Source organism: Micromonospora sp. DT62 (genome assembly GCF_049847285.1).
In the GTDB taxonomy this organism is placed as follows: domain Bacteria; phylum Actinomycetota; class Actinomycetes; order Mycobacteriales; family Micromonosporaceae; genus Micromonospora; species Micromonospora reichwaldensis.
In genome coordinates this window covers 767,539-783,359 of sequence record NZ_JBNCOB010000001.1, presented here as the reverse complement: position 1 = coordinate 783,359, position 15,821 = coordinate 767,539, and the positions used below count along the sequence as shown (strand labels likewise).

The following is a 15,821-nucleotide window of genomic DNA, read 5'->3' as shown; positions in this document are numbered from 1 at the left end:
GTTGGCAGTGTGGAGTTGCTGGTCAGGCATTGTCGGGTGGTGGTGGGGCATGAGACCGTCATCCGGGTCTGATGAACCGCGCACACACGCTGCGGGAACGGCGCCCGCGCACCGGTGCGGATCGATAACGACGTGGACCGGGACGCGTTCTCTCCCCGTCGCCGCCCGCCTGCCCGGCGCCGCCGTTTCCCAGATCCGGGCGCGGAAAGAACCGGCGTGCCACGGCAGGCCGCGCCCCGGCAGGCGCGACGATTCCGCGCGACGCATTGACGGGAGTCGCCGGCCGGTTGATGTGCCGGGGCGGACGATCCGGGGGCGCGGAATGGTCGACCTTCGCGCCGGGAGGCGAATGGCGGCCTCGTGGGGGCACGCACCGATCGGTCAGGTGCGAATGGTGCCACGCCCGACCGCGGGGCTCGACACCGCGGTCGGGGAATCCGGGCCGGTCGGGATGCGCGGCGCGGGACGGGGCCTGCGCGGGCGGATGCCGTCGCCGGTGGGCGACGTCCGCCGGGCGCGACCCGGACGTGCTGGTGGAGCTACCGCACGGACGCGGTGGTGCGGCTGCCGCGTTCCGCGCCGGTCACCACCGCGTCCCACGGTCCGTCGTCGACGAGCTGGTCCCGTGCGTACGGGCCAGCTCGTCGACTTCCGGTCGGGCCGTCAGTTGCCGCTGTCGAGCACGTTCCCGTCGTGCGGGCGCAGGGCCCGGGAGCGCCGGAAGTCGCGGTGCACGAAGATCCGCTGGAGCCACCGGTCGTAGCCGTCGTAGCGGGGCGTGAACTCGGTCCGGCCGTGCAGGGCCAGCCGGTTGTCGACGAACGCGAGGTCGCCGGGTTCCAGGATGAACGTCCGGCGGACGGTGCGCAGCGCGTCGCCGAGCATCGACAGCGCCTGCGTGGCCTCCGGGTCGAGGGGGAACGAACTCTCGAAGTCGACCTGGACGTCCGGGTCCTCGGGGCTGCCGCTGAGGATGCCGTGCGGTTCCGGCGCGCTGCGCAGGTCGCCGAACGACGCCGGCGGTTCGGTGACGAACCGTGGCTCGTGCAGCACCTTGCGGACCTGCTCGGACAGCAGGGGCAGCGCGTTGCGGATCGACGTCACCCGCAACCCGGCCACGTTGTCGTGGTCGTTGCGCAGGCAGTGCAGCCCGACGTAGTCCGGACGGTAGACGTGGAAGGCGTTCTCCACGTGCATGGACAGCGTCACCGAGCCCGCGTTGCCCTGGAACTTCTCCATGCCCGGCACCGGCACGACGTCCTGCACCAGCGCGCCGCTCTTCTCCTCCTTGAAGGCGATGAGCTCCCCGAGTTGCAGCCCGAGCAGCACCTGCGCGGCGGCGGGCACGGTGGACTCGCGCTGCGCCGAGCCGGCCACGGTGGGCGTGCACGGCAGCTCGTCGGCGTCCACGGGCAGGTTCCGCACCAGCAGCACGGCGTCGGGCCCGGGATCCCAGGCGAAGCGCCGCACCATCTGGCGCAGGCGTACGGGCAGGTTGCTGGAGAGTTCGCGGGCCGTTTCGAGCCAGGCGGCCGAGTCCACCAGGCGCGGCGGTCGGCCCGCCAGGTAGCGGGCGATCGTGTCGACCTCGATGTTCTCCTCGCGGGTCAGGACGATCGAACGGTCTGTACTACGTGTGGGCTGGACGTCGACGGTCACGCCGAGCCTCCTCTGCTGAGGTCCGAGACGGTGTGGGGGTTGAGCGATCGGTCAGTCGTCGTCCTCGTCGTCGTCCCAGAACGCGTCCTGCAGGTGCTCCGCGAGCTGCCGTGGCGTCGGGTTGGCGAACAGGTCGGCGAGCTGGACCGGCATCGACAGTTCGGTCCGCACCCGCTGCACGAGCTGGGCGCCCAGCAGCGAGTGGCCACCGCTGGCGAAGAAGTTCGAGTCCGCGTGCAGGCCCGGCCGGTCGAGCATCTCGGTCCAGATCCCGACCAGGGCGGCGGTCGTCTCGTCCGGCGGGTCGACCTCGGCCGCCGCCCGCGCCGCCGCGAGCGCGACGAGGGCCGCGCGGTCCACGGTGCCCGCCACGGTGACCGGCAACTGGTTCAGCACGACCAGGTCGGGCGTGAGCGGCAGGGCGGCACGGGCGTGCTCGCGCAGCCGCTCCGCCACGTCGGGCTTGCGGGACTCGACGAACGCGACGACCGTGCCGTCCTGCGCGTCGCCGGTGGACCCGACGGCGGCGACCGCCTCCACGTCCGGGTGGGCGGCGAGGACGGACTCGATGTCGCGGAGGTGAATCCGCTGGCCGGCGACGCGTACGTGGGCCGACAGGGGGCCGACGACGTCGATCCGGCCGTCCGGCAGCAGTCGCGCGAGGTCCCCGGTGCGGTGGAACCGCCCGTGCGTGGGGTGCTCGCCGAACCGGGCGGCGGTCAGCTCCGGCCGGCCGTGGTAGCCGGCGGCCAGCGTGTCGCCCGCGACGCACAGCTCCCCGCGTACGCCGATGCCCAGCTCGTGATCGGTGCCGGGCTCGGTGACGAACACGCGGGTCGCCGGGAGGACACCCGTGCCGTCCCGTCCGCCGTCGAGCGCGGCGTACCCGGCGACGCCGGGCGTGGTGTAGCCGTGGTACGGCGTGCAGCCGGTGGCACGCAGCTGCGCGGCGAGCGGGCGGGGGAGCGGTTCGTGCGCCACCAGGACGGTGCGGCCCGCGAGCCGGGCACCCGCGTGCTCGACCACCTGGCGCCACACCGCCGGCGACGCCTGCACCACGGTCACGTCGTGCCGCTGGACCAGCTCGCCGAGCGCGTGGCCGTCGGCGCGGGCCTGGTCGGGGGCGACGACGACCCGGCCGCCGGTGGTCAGCGCGACCAGCAGTTCCGTCAGCGCCGCGTCGGTGGCGGCGCTGCCCAGCCAGGCGGTGACGGCCGGCCCGGTGGCGGCGACCCGCTCGGCGAGCCGCGCGACCGCACAGGCCAGGGCCCGGTGGGTGACGGTCACCGCGAGCGGGGCGGGCGCGTCGAGGTCGTACTCCAGGTAGGCCACCGCGTCGAGGTCGACACCGGACGGCGCGTCGGTGCGGACCGCGTCGCTGGCGGCGGGGACGGCGGGGATGCGTACCGCGCCGGGCACGGGGAGGCCCTCGGCCGCCAGTATCGGGGCGGCACCCGAGTCGGCCAGCCGCGCGGCGAGGTCGGGGATCGGCTGGGTCGGGTCGAGCAGGACGCAGCGCCTGCCCGCCAGCCACACGCCGAGCCACGCGGCGGCCAGCTCCGCGCCGCGCGGCGCCAGCACGGCGACCGTGTCCCCGTCCGAGGCGGCGACCAGGTCCCGGGTGGCGAGCGCCGCCGACCACAGCCGGCCGTACGACACGTCGTGGGCGCCGTCCCGCACCGCCACGAGGTCCGGGCTCGCGGCGACCGTCGCGTGCACGGCGTCCAGCACGGACGCCGTGGTGGCCGTCTCCGGCGACGCCGGCAGGGCGAGGTCGTCCGCGCCCCGGCGGGACAGCTGCGCCACCGGCCGGTCCAGGTCGTCGCCCAGCCGCACGAGCAGCGCGTCGTACCGTTGCAGCAGCAGCCCGACGTCGGCGGCGTCGAAGGCGTCGACGCAGAACGCCGCGCGGACGGTGGTCGCGTCCTCGCCCGGCATGATGAAGAATTCCAGGTCGAAGCGGCTGTAGCCGTTCTCCACCATGACGTGGCGCACCGGCATCCCGGTGAGGGTGGCGGAGGCGTCGACGGTGCCGGGCACGTAGTTGAACAGGTGCCGGAAGAACGAGCTGCGCCACGACGACGGCGCGTCGCCGAGCACGGCGGGGGAGACGTGCTCCAGCGGTACGTCGGCGTGGCTGATGGCCTCGAGGAAGGTGCTGCGCGTCTGCTTCACGACGGCGCGGAAGTCGGCGTCCGGGTCGACCCGCACCCGCAGCGGCACCAGGTTCGCGTGGTAGCCGATGGCGTTCATGCTGCGCTGGTCGCGCACGTTCACCGGGGTGCCGATGACCACGTCGGAGCCCGCGCCGTGCTGGGCGAGCAGCACCGAGTACGCCGCGAGCAGCACGACGGCCTCGGAGGCGCGCAGTTCGCGCTGGAAGCGGCGCACCACGGCGCGGGCCGGCGCGGAGAGCTCGTGGTGGACGGTGCGGGCGCGCAGGGACGGCGCCCCGACGGGCGGCAGGGCGCACCACAGGCCCGCCTCGGCGGCCCGCAGCCCGTCGAGGTTCTTGCGCCAGTACGCGACGCTGCGCTCGTTCGGGGCGCGCTCCGCGAGCGCGGCCATCGGGGCGCCGTCGGGCCGGCCGCCCGCCGCGAGCGCCTCGTAGCCGGCGAGCAGTTCGCGGAGCAGGATCGTGGTCGACATGGCGTCGAAGTTCAGGTGGTGCACGACGACGCAGCACACGTCGGCGTCCGCGCCCGCGCGGATCCCCGCCCGCAGCAGGGGGCGGCCGTCGATCTCGAAGGGCTCGGCGGCGAACGCGGTCAGGTCGGCGTCCATCCCGTCGTCGCCGGCCGGGACGTCCACCACGGGCACGTCGAGCTGGTCGGCGGCGAGCACCTCCCGGGTCAGCGTCGCGTCGTCGGAGCGGAACACGGTGCGCAACACCTCGTGCCGGGCCAGCACCGCCCGCAGCGCCGCCGTGAACAGCCCGCGGTCGATCCGGCCAGCCACCTCGAAGGCGACCGCCACGTTGTTGACCCCGGTGTCCGGCACCAGCCGCTCGAGCAGCCACATGGCTGCTTCCTTCCTGCTGGCCGCGATGCTCATGCTCACTCGTCCCCTCGGTCGGTGTCGGCGCAGACCTCGGCGAGCCGCGCCACGGTCCGGTTTTCCAGCACGTCGCGCAGCGACAGGGTGAGCCCCCGCCGGCGTGCCTCATTGACCAGTTGGGCGGCGCCGAGGCTGGTGCCGCCCCGGACGAAGAAGTCGTCGTCGACGCCGATCGAGGAGACGGCCGTGTAGGTGGCGAAGAGTTCGCAGAGCAGCGCCTGCAACTCGTCGGCCGGCGCCCGCCCGCCCGGGGTCGCCGCGACCTCCGGCGCCGGCAGGGCGGCCGTGTCGAGCTTGCGGTTCACGGTCAGCGGCAGCGCCGGGAGGCTCACCACGGCGCTCGGCACCATGTACTCCGGCAGCGTCTCGGCGAGGTCCTTGCGCAGCTGCTGCGCGTCGATCCGCGCGCCCTCCCCGGGCACGACGTACGCGACGAGCTGCTTGACCTCCGGCCTGTCGGTACGGATCACCGCCGCCGCGTGCCGCACCTCCGGACGGCGCAGCAGTGCCGCCTCGATCTCGCCCAGCTCGATGCGGTAGCCGCGGATCTTGGCCTGGTTGTCGACCCGCCCGCAGAACTCGTACTCGCCGTCCTCGGTGGGCCGGACCCGGTCCCCGGAGCGGTACATGCGCGAGCCGGGCGGGCCGAACGGGTCGGGCAGGAACCGCTCGGCGGTCAGGCTTGGCCGGTGCAGGTAGCCCCGGGCCAGCTGGCCGCCCGCGATGTGCAGCTCGCCGATCTGGCCGGGCGGCACCGGGCGCAGCTCGTCGTCCAGCACGTGGTAGCGCACGTCGGGCATGGGCTGGCCGATGGGCAGCGGCCCCGGCGGCACCGGCTGGTCGGGCTCGATGACCACGGTGCTGCACCCGACGGTCGTCTCCGTCGGGCCGTACTCGTTGACCACCCGCGCGCCGGGGTGCCGGCGGCGCCAGGCGTCGACGGTCTCGCCGAGCAGCAGTTCGCCGCCGGCCATCAGCTCCCCGGTCGGGGACGCCTGGGCCGGCAGCGCGGTGAGCAGCGGGATGTGCGAGGGCGTCACCTTGACGAAGGTGGGCCGCTGCTGCCCGGCGGGTCCGGCGGCGGGCGTGCCCATCTCCTCCAGGGCACCGATGTGCACGCAGCCGCCCGTCATCAGCGGCGCGCAGAACGCGGTGACCGTCAGGTCGAACGCGAACGAGGAGTGCAGCAGCGCCCGGCCGCGTACGCCCGGGTAGGACCGCACGACGTGGCGCAGGTACGTGCCGAGCTGGCGGTGCTCGATCACCACGCCCTTCGGGCTGCCGGTGGAGCCGGAGGTGTAGATGACGTACGCGACGTTGGCGGGCCGCAGCGGGGCGAGCCGGTCGGCGTCGGTGACGTCGGTGTCCGGCTCGCCGGCGTACGCGTCCGGGTCGTCGAGCAGGACCCGCGGCAGGTCGGCCGCCGGCACCGCGTGCTGGTCGTCGCCGGTGGTCAGCAGCAGCATGGGCCGCGCGTCGGTGAGCATGTGCTCCAGCCGCTGCGGCGGGTGGCTGAGGTCCAGCGGCAGGTAGGCCGCCCCGGCCTTGAGGGTGGCGAGGGCGGCGACCACCAGGTGCGCCGAGCGGATCCCGATCGCGACGAGCCGCTCCGGGCCCGCGCCGAGCGACACCAGCCGGTGCGCGAGGCGGTTCGCCTCGGCGTCCAGTTCGGCGTACGTCCTGCGGTGCTCGCCCCACACGACGGCGGTGGCGTCCGGGGTGCGCCGCACCTGTTCCGCGAACAGGTCGGTGAAGAGCGCGGGCTCGCCGCCCGCCGGGCCCGGTGCCACCGCGCTACCCCGCGATCCGCTGACCGGCGTCCGCACCGGTCATCAGGCCGGAGACCGTCGCGGCGACGTCGGGGTGGCGCAGCATCTGGTCGTGGTCGACGGCGAGCGGGATGGTGCGCCCGAAGCCCTGCCCGCGCTGGGTCGAGTGCGCGGAGGTGATCGCCGTCGCCGTCGCCCACTGCGGGGCCGGGTCGATCTCCGTCGCCGCCCGCAGGTAGCCGACGAACGAGGCGAAGCTGCCGCCCAGTTCGGCCCGGACGTCGTCGTCCAGGCCGAGCCGGCGGCCCGCCACGTCGATCGCGTCGGAGAAGATCCCGGCGAGCGCGGGACCGATGAGGGTGAGGTCCTCGAGCCCGTGCTTCTCCTGCACCGCCTGGCCGTCGGCGTGGAACGCGGCGATCTCCTCGGGGGTGAGGATGGTCCGCAGCGCGTCCGCGGCGGCGTGGAAGTCCCGGTACAGCCCGACGATGTTCGGCAGCTCGGGGTCCAGGAGGACCAGCCTCGGCGCCTCGTCCTGCGACTCGGCCAGCCGGGACGCGAGGGGGGCGGCGAACACCGCGCCCACGCAGTAGCCGATCACGGTGTCGACGGTGCGTTCCCGCCGGCGTACGCCCTTCGCCCACCGCTCGACGTAGTCGGCGCCGGACATGGTGTCCTCGGCGCCGGAGGCGGGTGCCACGGTCTCCCAGATCTCGCCGGGCGCGCTCAACAGGGGCACCAGGTCGCGGAAGCACGCCTGGGTACGACCGGTGCTGGTGAAGTCGACGGTGAGCGTGAGGCCGCCCGGCCCGCCCTTGCGCAGTATCTGCCAGGAGTTCTTCTTCACGTTGGGATCCCTCGTCGTAGCGGTGCGTACGTTCGTCGTTCAGGGGGTGCGGCCCGTGCGCTCCCGGTCGCGGGCGCTCAGACGCGGGCGCTGTCCTTCAGGTACCGCAGGAGCACGGCGCCGCCGAGCACGACGGTCCAGCCCGCGAGCACCGCGGCGGCGAGCCCGAGCCGGGCGCTGTCCTCGAACGGGCTGTGCCCGACCTCGGCCAGCCAGTGGCTCGGCATGATCGCGGACGCCGTCTGCATCCACTCGGGGAACGCGAGCGACGGGACCAGCGCGCCGCCGAGCACGCCGAGCAGCATGTGCGAGACGGAGGTGAGGACCTGCACGCTCTCGGCCGTGGCGACCTGGCCGATGAAGACGCCCAGCAGCGCGAACGGCAGCGTGCCGAGCCATACCCCGAGCACCAGTTGGAGCCAGCCGCCCACCGGCAGCCGGACGCCCTGCAACAGCGCGCCGGTGAGCGCCACCGCCGTGATCGCCGGCAGCGCCACCACCATCGCCGCGGCCAGCTTCGCCGCCAGGTAGGAGGTCGGCGACAGGGGGGTGATGCGCAGTTGGCGCTGCCATCCGGTGGACCGCTCGATCGCCACCCGCGTGCCGACGTTCAGCGCGACGAAGATCGCCCCGAAGGCGGCGAGACCGCCGAGCAGGTGCTCGCTGAAGTTGATGCCGGCGCCTCCGCCGGCCCCACCGCGGGAGAGGTTGACCTGCATCATGTCGAACAGGTTGGCCTGCATCAGGTAGAGCAGCGTCGGGAACAGGAACGCGACGATCCAGAACTTGCGGGCCCGGATCACCCGTTTCACTTCGAGCTTGAGGAAACCGGCGCTCATCAGGCTGCCCCGCCCTTCGTCGCGGTGAGGGCCAGGAACGCCTGTTCCAGGCCGAGGGCGCCGATCTCGACGTCGTACGCCTGGGGAAAGCGCGCGAACAACTCCCGGGCGGTGGCGTCGGAGTCGGAACTGACGATCTCGACGCGCTGGCCCCGGGCCTCGGCGGTCATCACGCCGGGCAGCGTGCGCAGCTGCTCCACCGTCGCGTCCGGGACGGTGGCCGACAGCGAACGCCCCGCCACCACGGAGCGGATCTCCGTGACCGTGCCGTCGGCGATGATCTTCCCGGCCTGGACGAGCACCACCCGGTCGGCGAACTCCTCGGCCTCCTCCATGTAGTGGGAGGCGAACACCACGGTGCGCCCGGAGTCGGTGAACTCCCGCATGGCGGCCCAGAACACGTGGCGGGACTCGACGTCCATCGCCACCGTCGGCTCGTCCAGCACCAGCAGCTTCGGGTCGGACACGAGGGTCATGGCCAGCCGCAGCCGCTGGCGCTGACCGCCGGAGAGCCGGCTGCGGCGGTCGGCGACGTCGGTGAGGTCGGTACGGCGCAGCACCTCGGCGATCGGCAACGGGGCGGTGTGCAGCGACGCCACCATCGTGAGCAGCTCGCGGATCGACACGTCGTCGAGCAGCGCGCCGTCCTGGAGCGTCGCCCCGATGACGCCCCGGGTGATGGCCTCCCGGGGGGTGTGCCCGAAGACGCGGATCTCGCCACGGTCGGGGCGGGTGAGCCCCAGGATCATGTCGACGAGCGTGGACTTCCCCGCACCGTTGGGCCCGAGCAACGCGACCACCTCGCCGGGAGCGATCCGCAGGTCGATGCCGTTGACGGCGCGCACGTCGCCGTAGCTCTTGTGCACGTCCGCCACGTCGATCGCCTGTGGGTCCACCGCACCGAGCGTGGGTGTGGCCACGAGGTTCGCGATTGCGTTGCTCATTGATTTCCCCATTTAGATCGGTGCGGGTATGCGAATAGTATTTAGCAGCGGTAGGGAGCGGGGAGCCAGGAATTCCGGGGCCGCCGCCGCGAGAATCGGCGTCCGAGGCGCCTTATTCCGGGGTGGTGAGGGGTGACCGTAGGGGTTACCCCGCGATGGCCGTACCCGCCATCGTCGGACCTGTCGTGGTCCTGGGCTGCGCATTCCGTGGCCCGTGCGGGGAGGTGTTCGTGACACGTCAGAGCTGGAACGGTGACGGTCATTCGTCGACCGTCGACGCGGGAACGGATGTCATGGGTCGTGACGACGCCACGGCCGAGTTGTTCGCCTTTCCACACACCGACTTCTTTCGGGAAACCGTGACGGGCATCGAACGGGAATTGGCCGGTAATCGGCCCGTCAATTCCGCCGCCCCGCGAACCGTCGCGACCGGCCGGCCCGGTCACCAGGTGGTGGGCTGACATGGACCGCCTCGCCGCCGCAGCCGAGCGGGCCGACCGGCTCGGGCCGATGCTCGGCACCTTCCTGCACCGCTTCCCGGTCGACGAGTCCGGCACGGACGGGCCGCTGCGCGGCACGCTGATCGGCGTCAAGGACGTCGTGGCCGTCGCCGGCGCGCCGAGCACCTGCCAGAGCGTCGTGCACGACGCGAGCTGGTGGGCCGACCGCGACGCGACCGTGGTGGCACGGCTGCGCGCGGCGGGCGCGGTGATCGTGGGCAAGACCACGATGGCCGAGCACGCGCTGTCCCGGCCGGACCCGGACGCGTCCTTCCCGGTGCCGCGCAACCCGTGGGACCCCCACCGGTGGACCGGCGGGTCGAGCTGCGGCAGCGCCAACGGCATCCCCGCCGGGTTCTTCGACGCGGGTGTCGGCACCGACAGCAACGGCAGCATCCGGATCCCGGCGGCGCTGTGCGGCGTGACCGGGCTGAAGCCGACGCAGGGTCTCCTGCCGGCGGCGGGCGTCCGCCCGCTGGCGCGCTCGGTCGAGACGGCGGGTCCGCTGGCCCGTACGGCCCGGGAGTGCGCGCGGCTGCTCGCCGTGATGGCGGACCGGCCCGCGGAGCTGTCCCGGCCGGCGCTCGCCGACCTCGCGGGCGTCCGCGTCGGCGTCCCGGGCGACCTCGTGCGGTACGCCGCCGCGCTGACCGACGACACCGCCGCCGCCTTCGACGCCGCGCTCGACGAGCTGCGGGCCGCCGGGGCGGAGGTCGTGGACGTGCCCCTCGACGAGGCGTTCCCGCTCTTCGCCGCGCAGCTCGTGACGATGCTGGTGGAGGCGTTCGAGGTGCACGGGGCGCAGTTCCGGGCGCGCTGGAACGACTACGGCCGGCCGTTCCGGTGGAACGTCGCGCTCGGCGGCGTGCTCCCGGCGGAGACGTACCTGCGGGCCCAGCGGGTGCGTGGGTGGGGCGCCGAGGCCCTGCGGGCGCGGTTGCGGGACGTGGACGTCATCGCCACGCCCGCCTGGCCGTCCGCCGCCCCCCGCTACGACGACCAGGCCAGCCTCCAGACGATCTCCTTCCTGCCCAGCATCTGGAGCGCGGTCGGCTTCCCCGCGCTGGCGCTGCCGATGGGGGCCGACGGCGACGGGCTGCCGCTGTCGCTGCAACTGGCCGCCGCCCCCGGCCGCGACTTCGAGCTGGCCGCCGTCGCCGACGTCTACCAGCGGCGTACGGGCTGGCACGAGCGCGAGCCGAAGCTGGAGGTCGTGACGGACCTCGCGGCGGTCTGCGCCCCGGAGACGCCCGCCGACGGTGTCGACCCCGTCCGGCGGGAGCGGCTGGCCCAGGCGTTCGGCGAGCTGGGCGTCCCGCTGGGGGAGGGGGACCTCGACCAGGTGACCATGACGTGGTCGAAGGTCCAGGCTCTCGCGGGGGTGCTGCCGGAACTCCCGGTGGACGTGCCGCCGTTCGCCGCCAGGCTCGACTGAGCGCCGGGGGCAGGCGTCGCGCACGTGGCGGACGCACGGGTGAGGCATGCGTACGACACGGTCGGAACGTGACGCGGCGGGGGTTGGTTCTGTCGCCGGTCGACGGCAGCCTGTGAAGCATGGATGACGTCGTGATCGAAGTGGACGGGCTGCGGCGCAGCTACGGGGAGTTCGAGGCGGTGCGGGGGATCTCGCTGCGGATCCGCCGGGGCGAGCTGTTCGCCCTGCTGGGCACCAACGGTGCCGGCAAGACCACCACCATCGAGGTCCTGGAGGGACTGCAACCGGCCACCTCCGGCCGGGTCCGGGTGCTCGGGCTGGATCCGGTGCGGGAGCGGGCCGCGCTGCGCCCCCGGACGGGGGTGATGCTCCAGCACGGCGGGTTCACCGGTGCGCTGACCGTCCGGGAGACGGTGGAGATCTGGCGCTCCCTCACCGTCCGGCCGCAGACCACCGCGGAGGTGCTGGACCTGGTCGACCTCGGCGACCGGATGAACGTGGCGGTCGAGCAGCTCTCCGGCGGCGAGGGCCGGCGGCTGGAGCTGGCGCTGGCCGTGCTCGGCCGGCCGGAGGTGCTCTTCCTCGACGAGCCCACCACCGGCATGGACCCGGCCTCCCGGCGCCGCACCTGGGACGTCGTCCGCGAGCTCCAGAAGGGTGGGACCACCGTCCTGCTCACCACGCACTACCTGGAGGAGGCGGAGGTCCTCGCCGACCGGGTGGCCATCATGCGGGGCGGGAGCATCGTCGCCACGGGCGCCCCGGAGGACGTCGTACGCACCCTGCCCGCCCGGATCAGCTTCCGGCTGCCGGCGACGGACGCCCTTCCCGACCTGCCGCACGCCGCCCGCATGGTCGACGGCGACCGGGTCACGTACGAGTCCCGCCAGCTCCAGAGCGACCTCACCCGGCTGCTCGAATGGGCCAACGCGGCCGACATCCGGCTGGCGTCCCTGTCGGCCCGACCGGCCACCCTGGAGGATGTCTTCCTGGACATCGCCGCCGACCACGACCTGACCGACCAGCACGCGGAACCGGAGGCCGCCCGATGAGCGGGACGATGACGACGCCGAGCCCCACCACCGCCACCCCGCGCGACCGGGCGACCCGGCCGATCTGGCAGATGGCCGCGATGCTCAAGATGGAACTGCTGGCGCTGCGTCGCAACTGGACGGCCACGGCCATGTCCGTGGTGACCCCGCTGATGATCGCCATCCTGCTCGTCAGCGAGTACGGGGGCGAGGCGGTGCCCGGCGTCCGCCGGGTCGTCAGCATCACCACCCTGATCATGGTCTTCCTGGTGCACCACCACCTGACCACCGTGTACGCGTCGCGCCGCCAGGAGCTGGTGCTCAAGCGGCTGCGGGCGGGGCTCGCCTCGGACCGCACCATCCTGCTCGGCACGGCCAGCAGCACCGTGGCGATCTTCCTCGGCCAGTTCGTCGTGCTGGTCGGTTACGCCCTCCTGGTACTGGGCCTGCCGATGCCGAAGAACCCGCTGGTCATGGCTCTGGCGCTGCTGATCGCGTCCGCGATCATGGCGGCCTTCTCGGCGGCGCTCTCCGCGATCACCCGCAGCTCCGAGGCGGCCATGCTGACCACCCTGCCGACCCTGGTGATCTTCCTGGCCACGCCGGGTGCGCTGCTGCCGCTCGGCGCGCTGCCGGAGTCGCTGGAACGGATCCTCTGGTTCCTGCCCATGGGGCCGTTCACCGAGATCATGCGCGTCGGCTGGCTCGCCCGCACCGACGAGGGCCAGGCCCTGAGCTTCGCCGGGACGCTGGTCGAGACGCTGCCCTCCTTCGGGGTGCTGCTGGTCTGGCTGGCGGTGTCGCTGTTCACGGCCGCCCGGTACTTCCGATGGGAGCCCCGGCACGGATGATCGACGTCATCGCGCCACCTGGCATCGGGAGCGTGAGCATGGAGCGGGCGCAGGTCGAGCGTGACGTCGGCCTGCGCCGCGCCCGTGCCGTCACGTTGAGCACCGTCGGCAGCGGCGTCCTGGGCACGCTGCTGCTGGCCGCCGTCGGAGTGTCGCGGGAGGAGGATCCCCGCTGGGCGGCGGCCGGGGCGGTGGGCGTCGTCCTGTTCGTCGCCGCGCAGAGCGGAGCGCTGTACGGGGCGATCACCCCGTGGCTGGCCGAGCCGACGCGGCGCCGCCTGCTCGCCGGGTTCGTCTGCGCCGCCGTGCTCTCCGTACCGCTGGTCGGGCCCGTGGGCGGGCCGGAGTGGGCGACCTGGGGATTCCTGGGCGCGTCGGTGATCGGCTCGGTGTCCCTGCTGCGGCAGTGGTGGGCCGCCGGACCGGCCGTGCTGCTGTCCGTGGCGACGGCCGCCGGGGTGGCAGCCTGGAACGGGGCCCCGGTCCGCGGCCAGGTCACCATCGTGCTGGTCGCCGGCCTCTCCATGGCCGCGTGGAACGCCCTCCAGCTCTGGCTGTGGGGGCTACTCGTCCAGGCGCAGCGGGGGCGGGCCGCCCAGGGGCGGCTCGCCGCCACCGAGGAGCGGCTGCGCTTCGCCCGCGACGTGCACGACCTGCTCGGGCACAGCCTCTCGGTCATCGCGCTCAAGGCCGAGCTGGCGTCCCGGCTGGCGGCGACGGACGCCGGACGCGCCAGCCGGGAGGCCGCCGAGGTGCAGCGGCTGGCCGCCTCGGCGCTGGTCGAGCTGCGCGAGGTGGTGCACGGGTACCGTGCGGTGGACCTCGGGGACCAGATCGCCGCGGTGGAGCAGGTGCTGCGTTCCTCCGGCATCCGCTGCGCGGTCGCGCTGCCGCCGGACGACGTACCGTCGGAGATCGCCCGGCAGCTCGTCGCGGTGCTGCGGGAGGCCAGCACCAACGTGTTGCGGCACAGCCGGGCCACCTGGTGCACCATCGAGATCAGCCAGGACGAGGACGAGGTACGGATGACCATGACGAACGACGGCGCCGAGGGGGCGTCGCCGGACCGGCACAGCTTCGGGCTGCGCGGGCTGGCCGAGCGGCTGGCCGAGGCCGGGGGGACCCTGCGCCACGGGATCGACGCCGGGGTGTTCCGCCTCGACGTGACGGTACGGACCCGCCCGTGATCAGGGTGCTGCTCGCCGACGACGAGGACCTGATCCGGGCGGCGCTGGCCGCCCTGCTCGGTCTGGAGTCCGATCTGGAGGTGGTGACCGAGGCGCCGGACGGACGGGCCGCCGTGACCGCCGCGCTCGCCCACCGGCCGGACGTCGCCGTGGTGGACCTCCAGATGCCGGCCCTGGACGGGCTGGAGGTGACGGCGGAGCTGGCGCGCGTCCTGCCCGCCTGCAGGGTGGTGATCCTGACCGGGCACGGCCGGCCGCCGCACCTGCAACGCGCGCTGGCGGCCGGGGCCAAGGGGTTCCTGCCCAAGGGCGCACCGGGCGGGACGCTCGCCGACGTCATCCGCCGCGTGCACGCCGGCGGCCGGTACGTCGACCCGGCGCTGGCCGCCGACGCGCTCACCGCGCCCGAGTGCCCGCTCACGCCGCGCGAGCTGGACGTGCTGCGGCTGGCCGAGTACGACACGCCGGTGGCGGAGGTGGCCCGGCGTACCCACCTGTCGGCGGGCACGGTCCGCAACCACCTCTCCGCGGCGGTCAACAAGCTCGGGGTGGCCAACCGGGCGGAGGCGTTCCGCACCGCCCGGGACAACGGCTGGCTCTGACGGGGCCGCTCAGATGAGCACGCTCCAGGTCACCGGGCCGACGAGACCGTCGACGACGAGGCCGTTGCGGCTCTGGAAGCTGCGTACCGCGCTGGTGGTGACCGCACCGAAGCCGCCGTCGACGAGGAGGCTCGCCCCCCGGGCGTTGAGCGCGGTCTGGAGGCCGCGCACCAGGTCACCGGAGTTGCCCTCCCGCAGGGGGAGCACGAGCGCGGTCCAGGTGATCGGGCCGACCATGCCGTCGGCGTAGAGGCCCCGGCCGCTCTGGAACGACCTGACCGAGGCGGCGCAGCCCGGCCCGTAGACCCCGTCCACCACGACGGAGACGCCGCGCGCCCGCACCAGGTACTGGATCACCCGGGGCACCCAGCCCGAGGCGCCCTGGCCGACGCTCGGGTAGCCGGTGCTGCCCACCGGGGCCGTGGAGCCGAGGGTGATGCCGCGGTTGGCCAGGAAGACCCGGGGGTCCATCGAGGTCAGCCGGGGGTTGTGGATCTCGAAGTGCAGGTGCGGGCCGGTCGAGTTGCCGGTGGTGCCCATCAGGCCGACCAACTGGCCGCAGCTGACCTGCTGGCCGGCGCTGACCAGCACCCGGTACAGGTGGCCGTAGTAGGAGAAGTAGCCGTCGGCGTGGTTGAGGTGGACGCTGTTGCCGGTGCGGCCGCCCAGCGGGCCGCTCGTCGTGTCACCCGGGTACGAGTTGGTCTTGATGTCCCGGACGGTGCCGGCGGCGGTGGCGTAGACCGGGGTGCCCTGGCTGTTGGCCACGTCCCAGCCCAGGTGACCGGGCCGGCTGGGGCTCTTGTAGCCGGAGGTCAGCGTGCCGCGGGTCGGGTTGCTCCAGCCGGCGACGGCGGCCATCGCGGGGCTGGGCAGGCCGACGACCCCGATCCCCACGCCGACGCCGAGCGCCGTGAGGAGGGTGCGGCGTCGGGCCGGTACGTGGCTCAGGCCGGCTGTCTCCGGTGCGTCACACATGTTGCCTCCGATGTTCGTCCCGAGGGGGCGGTTGGACGATGGAGACCGGATCGTAAATCTTCTATATCGCCGGGAGCAATGGTGAAACTTTCCTACGATCCGTCACGCACCGTCATCCGCCG

At 73.8% G+C, this 15,821-nt stretch carries 13 protein-coding genes; 6 read left to right on the top strand and 7 right to left on the bottom strand.

What is annotated here, in order from left to right:
* Positions 1 to 663: 663 nt before the first annotated feature.
* The 6 genes from ACPXCB_RS03540 to ACPXCB_RS03515 form a co-directional block, all read right to left on the bottom strand.
* Positions 664 to 1,659, bottom strand: coding sequence for a TauD/TfdA family dioxygenase (locus ACPXCB_RS03540; RefSeq protein ID WP_425872080.1), 996 nt, complete (start codon positions 1,657 to 1,659; stop codon positions 664 to 666).
* A 51-nt stretch (positions 1,660 to 1,710) separates the two neighbouring features.
* Complete coding sequence (locus ACPXCB_RS03535; protein WP_425872078.1) at positions 1,711 to 4,713, bottom strand: condensation domain-containing protein; 3,003 nt, start codon at positions 4,711 to 4,713, stop codon at positions 1,711 to 1,713.
* A gap of 2 nt (positions 4,714 to 4,715) precedes the next feature.
* On the bottom strand, positions 4,716 to 6,506 hold the full coding sequence (locus ACPXCB_RS03530) for a non-ribosomal peptide synthetase (protein WP_425872076.1): 1,791 nt from the start codon (positions 6,504 to 6,506) through the stop codon (positions 4,716 to 4,718).
* A 4-nt stretch (positions 6,507 to 6,510) separates the two neighbouring features.
* A complete protein-coding gene (locus ACPXCB_RS03525; RefSeq protein ID WP_151455670.1) occupies positions 6,511 to 7,332 on the bottom strand; it encodes a hypothetical protein in 822 nt (273 codons plus the stop codon).
* 77 nt (positions 7,333 to 7,409) lie between these two features.
* On the bottom strand, positions 7,410 to 8,171 hold the full coding sequence (locus ACPXCB_RS03520; RefSeq protein ID WP_425872074.1) for an ABC transporter permease: 762 nt from the start codon (positions 8,169 to 8,171) through the stop codon (positions 7,410 to 7,412).
* Complete coding sequence (locus ACPXCB_RS03515; protein ID WP_425872073.1) at positions 8,171 to 9,115, bottom strand: ABC transporter ATP-binding protein; 945 nt, start codon at positions 9,113 to 9,115, stop codon at positions 8,171 to 8,173. Before ACPXCB_RS03515 ends, ACPXCB_RS03520 begins: the two co-directional genes overlap by 1 nt.
* A 230-nt stretch (positions 9,116 to 9,345) precedes the next feature.
* On the opposite strand from ACPXCB_RS03515, the gene ACPXCB_RS03510 reads away from it, so the two are divergent.
* From ACPXCB_RS03510 to ACPXCB_RS03485, 6 genes are all read left to right on the top strand, one after another.
* Positions 9,346 to 9,576: a hypothetical protein gene (locus ACPXCB_RS03510; protein WP_425872071.1), complete on the top strand. Its 231-nt coding sequence runs from the start codon at positions 9,346 to 9,348 to the stop codon at positions 9,574 to 9,576.
* 1 nt (position 9,577) lies between these two features.
* The gene (locus ACPXCB_RS03505) at positions 9,578 to 11,050 is read left to right on the top strand and encodes an amidase (RefSeq protein WP_425872069.1); all 1,473 of its coding nucleotides are present in this window, start codon (positions 9,578 to 9,580) and stop codon (positions 11,048 to 11,050) included.
* A 119-nt stretch (positions 11,051 to 11,169) separates the two neighbouring features.
* Positions 11,170 to 12,102, top strand: coding sequence for an ABC transporter ATP-binding protein (locus tag ACPXCB_RS03500; protein ID WP_425872067.1), 933 nt, complete (start codon positions 11,170 to 11,172; stop codon positions 12,100 to 12,102).
* 8 nt (positions 12,103 to 12,110) lie between these two features.
* The gene (locus ACPXCB_RS03495; RefSeq protein WP_425872065.1) at positions 12,111 to 12,932 is read left to right on the top strand and encodes an ABC transporter permease; all 822 of its coding nucleotides are present in this window, start codon (positions 12,111 to 12,113) and stop codon (positions 12,930 to 12,932) included.
* Positions 12,929 to 14,119 carry a sensor histidine kinase gene (locus ACPXCB_RS03490; RefSeq protein ID WP_425872063.1) on the top strand — a complete coding sequence of 397 codons (1,191 nt, stop codon included), beginning with the start codon at positions 12,929 to 12,931 and terminating at the stop codon, positions 14,117 to 14,119. Before ACPXCB_RS03495 ends, ACPXCB_RS03490 begins: the two co-directional genes overlap by 4 nt.
* Positions 14,116 to 14,721 carry a response regulator transcription factor gene (locus tag ACPXCB_RS03485; RefSeq protein ID WP_425872061.1) on the top strand — a complete coding sequence of 202 codons (606 nt, stop codon included), beginning with the start codon at positions 14,116 to 14,118 and terminating at the stop codon, positions 14,719 to 14,721. The genes ACPXCB_RS03490 and ACPXCB_RS03485 overlap by 4 nt, the downstream gene beginning before the upstream one ends.
* 9 nt (positions 14,722 to 14,730) lie before the next feature.
* On the opposite strand, the gene ACPXCB_RS03480 is transcribed toward ACPXCB_RS03485, so the two are convergent.
* Positions 14,731 to 15,699 (bottom strand): peptidoglycan DD-metalloendopeptidase family protein, encoded by a 969-nt coding sequence (locus ACPXCB_RS03480; RefSeq protein WP_425872059.1) that lies wholly within the window; start codon positions 15,697 to 15,699, stop codon positions 14,731 to 14,733.
* Between the last annotated feature and the right edge of the window lie 122 nt (positions 15,700 to 15,821).

Coding starts and splice junctions, on each gene's coding strand:
- ACPXCB_RS03480 (WP_425872059.1), bottom strand. CDS start 15,699: ATGTGTGACGCACCGGAGACAGCCGGCCTGAGCCACGTACCGGCCCGA.
- ACPXCB_RS03495 (WP_425872065.1), top strand. CDS start 12,111: ATGACGACGCCGAGCCCCACCACCGCCACCCCGCGCGACCGGGCGACC.
- ACPXCB_RS03490 (WP_425872063.1), top strand. CDS start 12,929: ATGATCGACGTCATCGCGCCACCTGGCATCGGGAGCGTGAGCATGGAG.
- ACPXCB_RS03535 (WP_425872078.1), bottom strand. CDS start 4,713: ATGAGCATCGCGGCCAGCAGGAAGGAAGCAGCCATGTGGCTGCTCGAG.
- ACPXCB_RS03520 (WP_425872074.1), bottom strand. CDS start 8,171: ATGAGCGCCGGTTTCCTCAAGCTCGAAGTGAAACGGGTGATCCGGGCC.
- ACPXCB_RS03515 (WP_425872073.1), bottom strand. CDS start 9,115: ATGAGCAACGCAATCGCGAACCTCGTGGCCACACCCACGCTCGGTGCG.
- ACPXCB_RS03500 (WP_425872067.1), top strand. CDS start 11,170: ATGGATGACGTCGTGATCGAAGTGGACGGGCTGCGGCGCAGCTACGGG.
- ACPXCB_RS03505 (WP_425872069.1), top strand. CDS start 9,578: ATGGACCGCCTCGCCGCCGCAGCCGAGCGGGCCGACCGGCTCGGGCCG.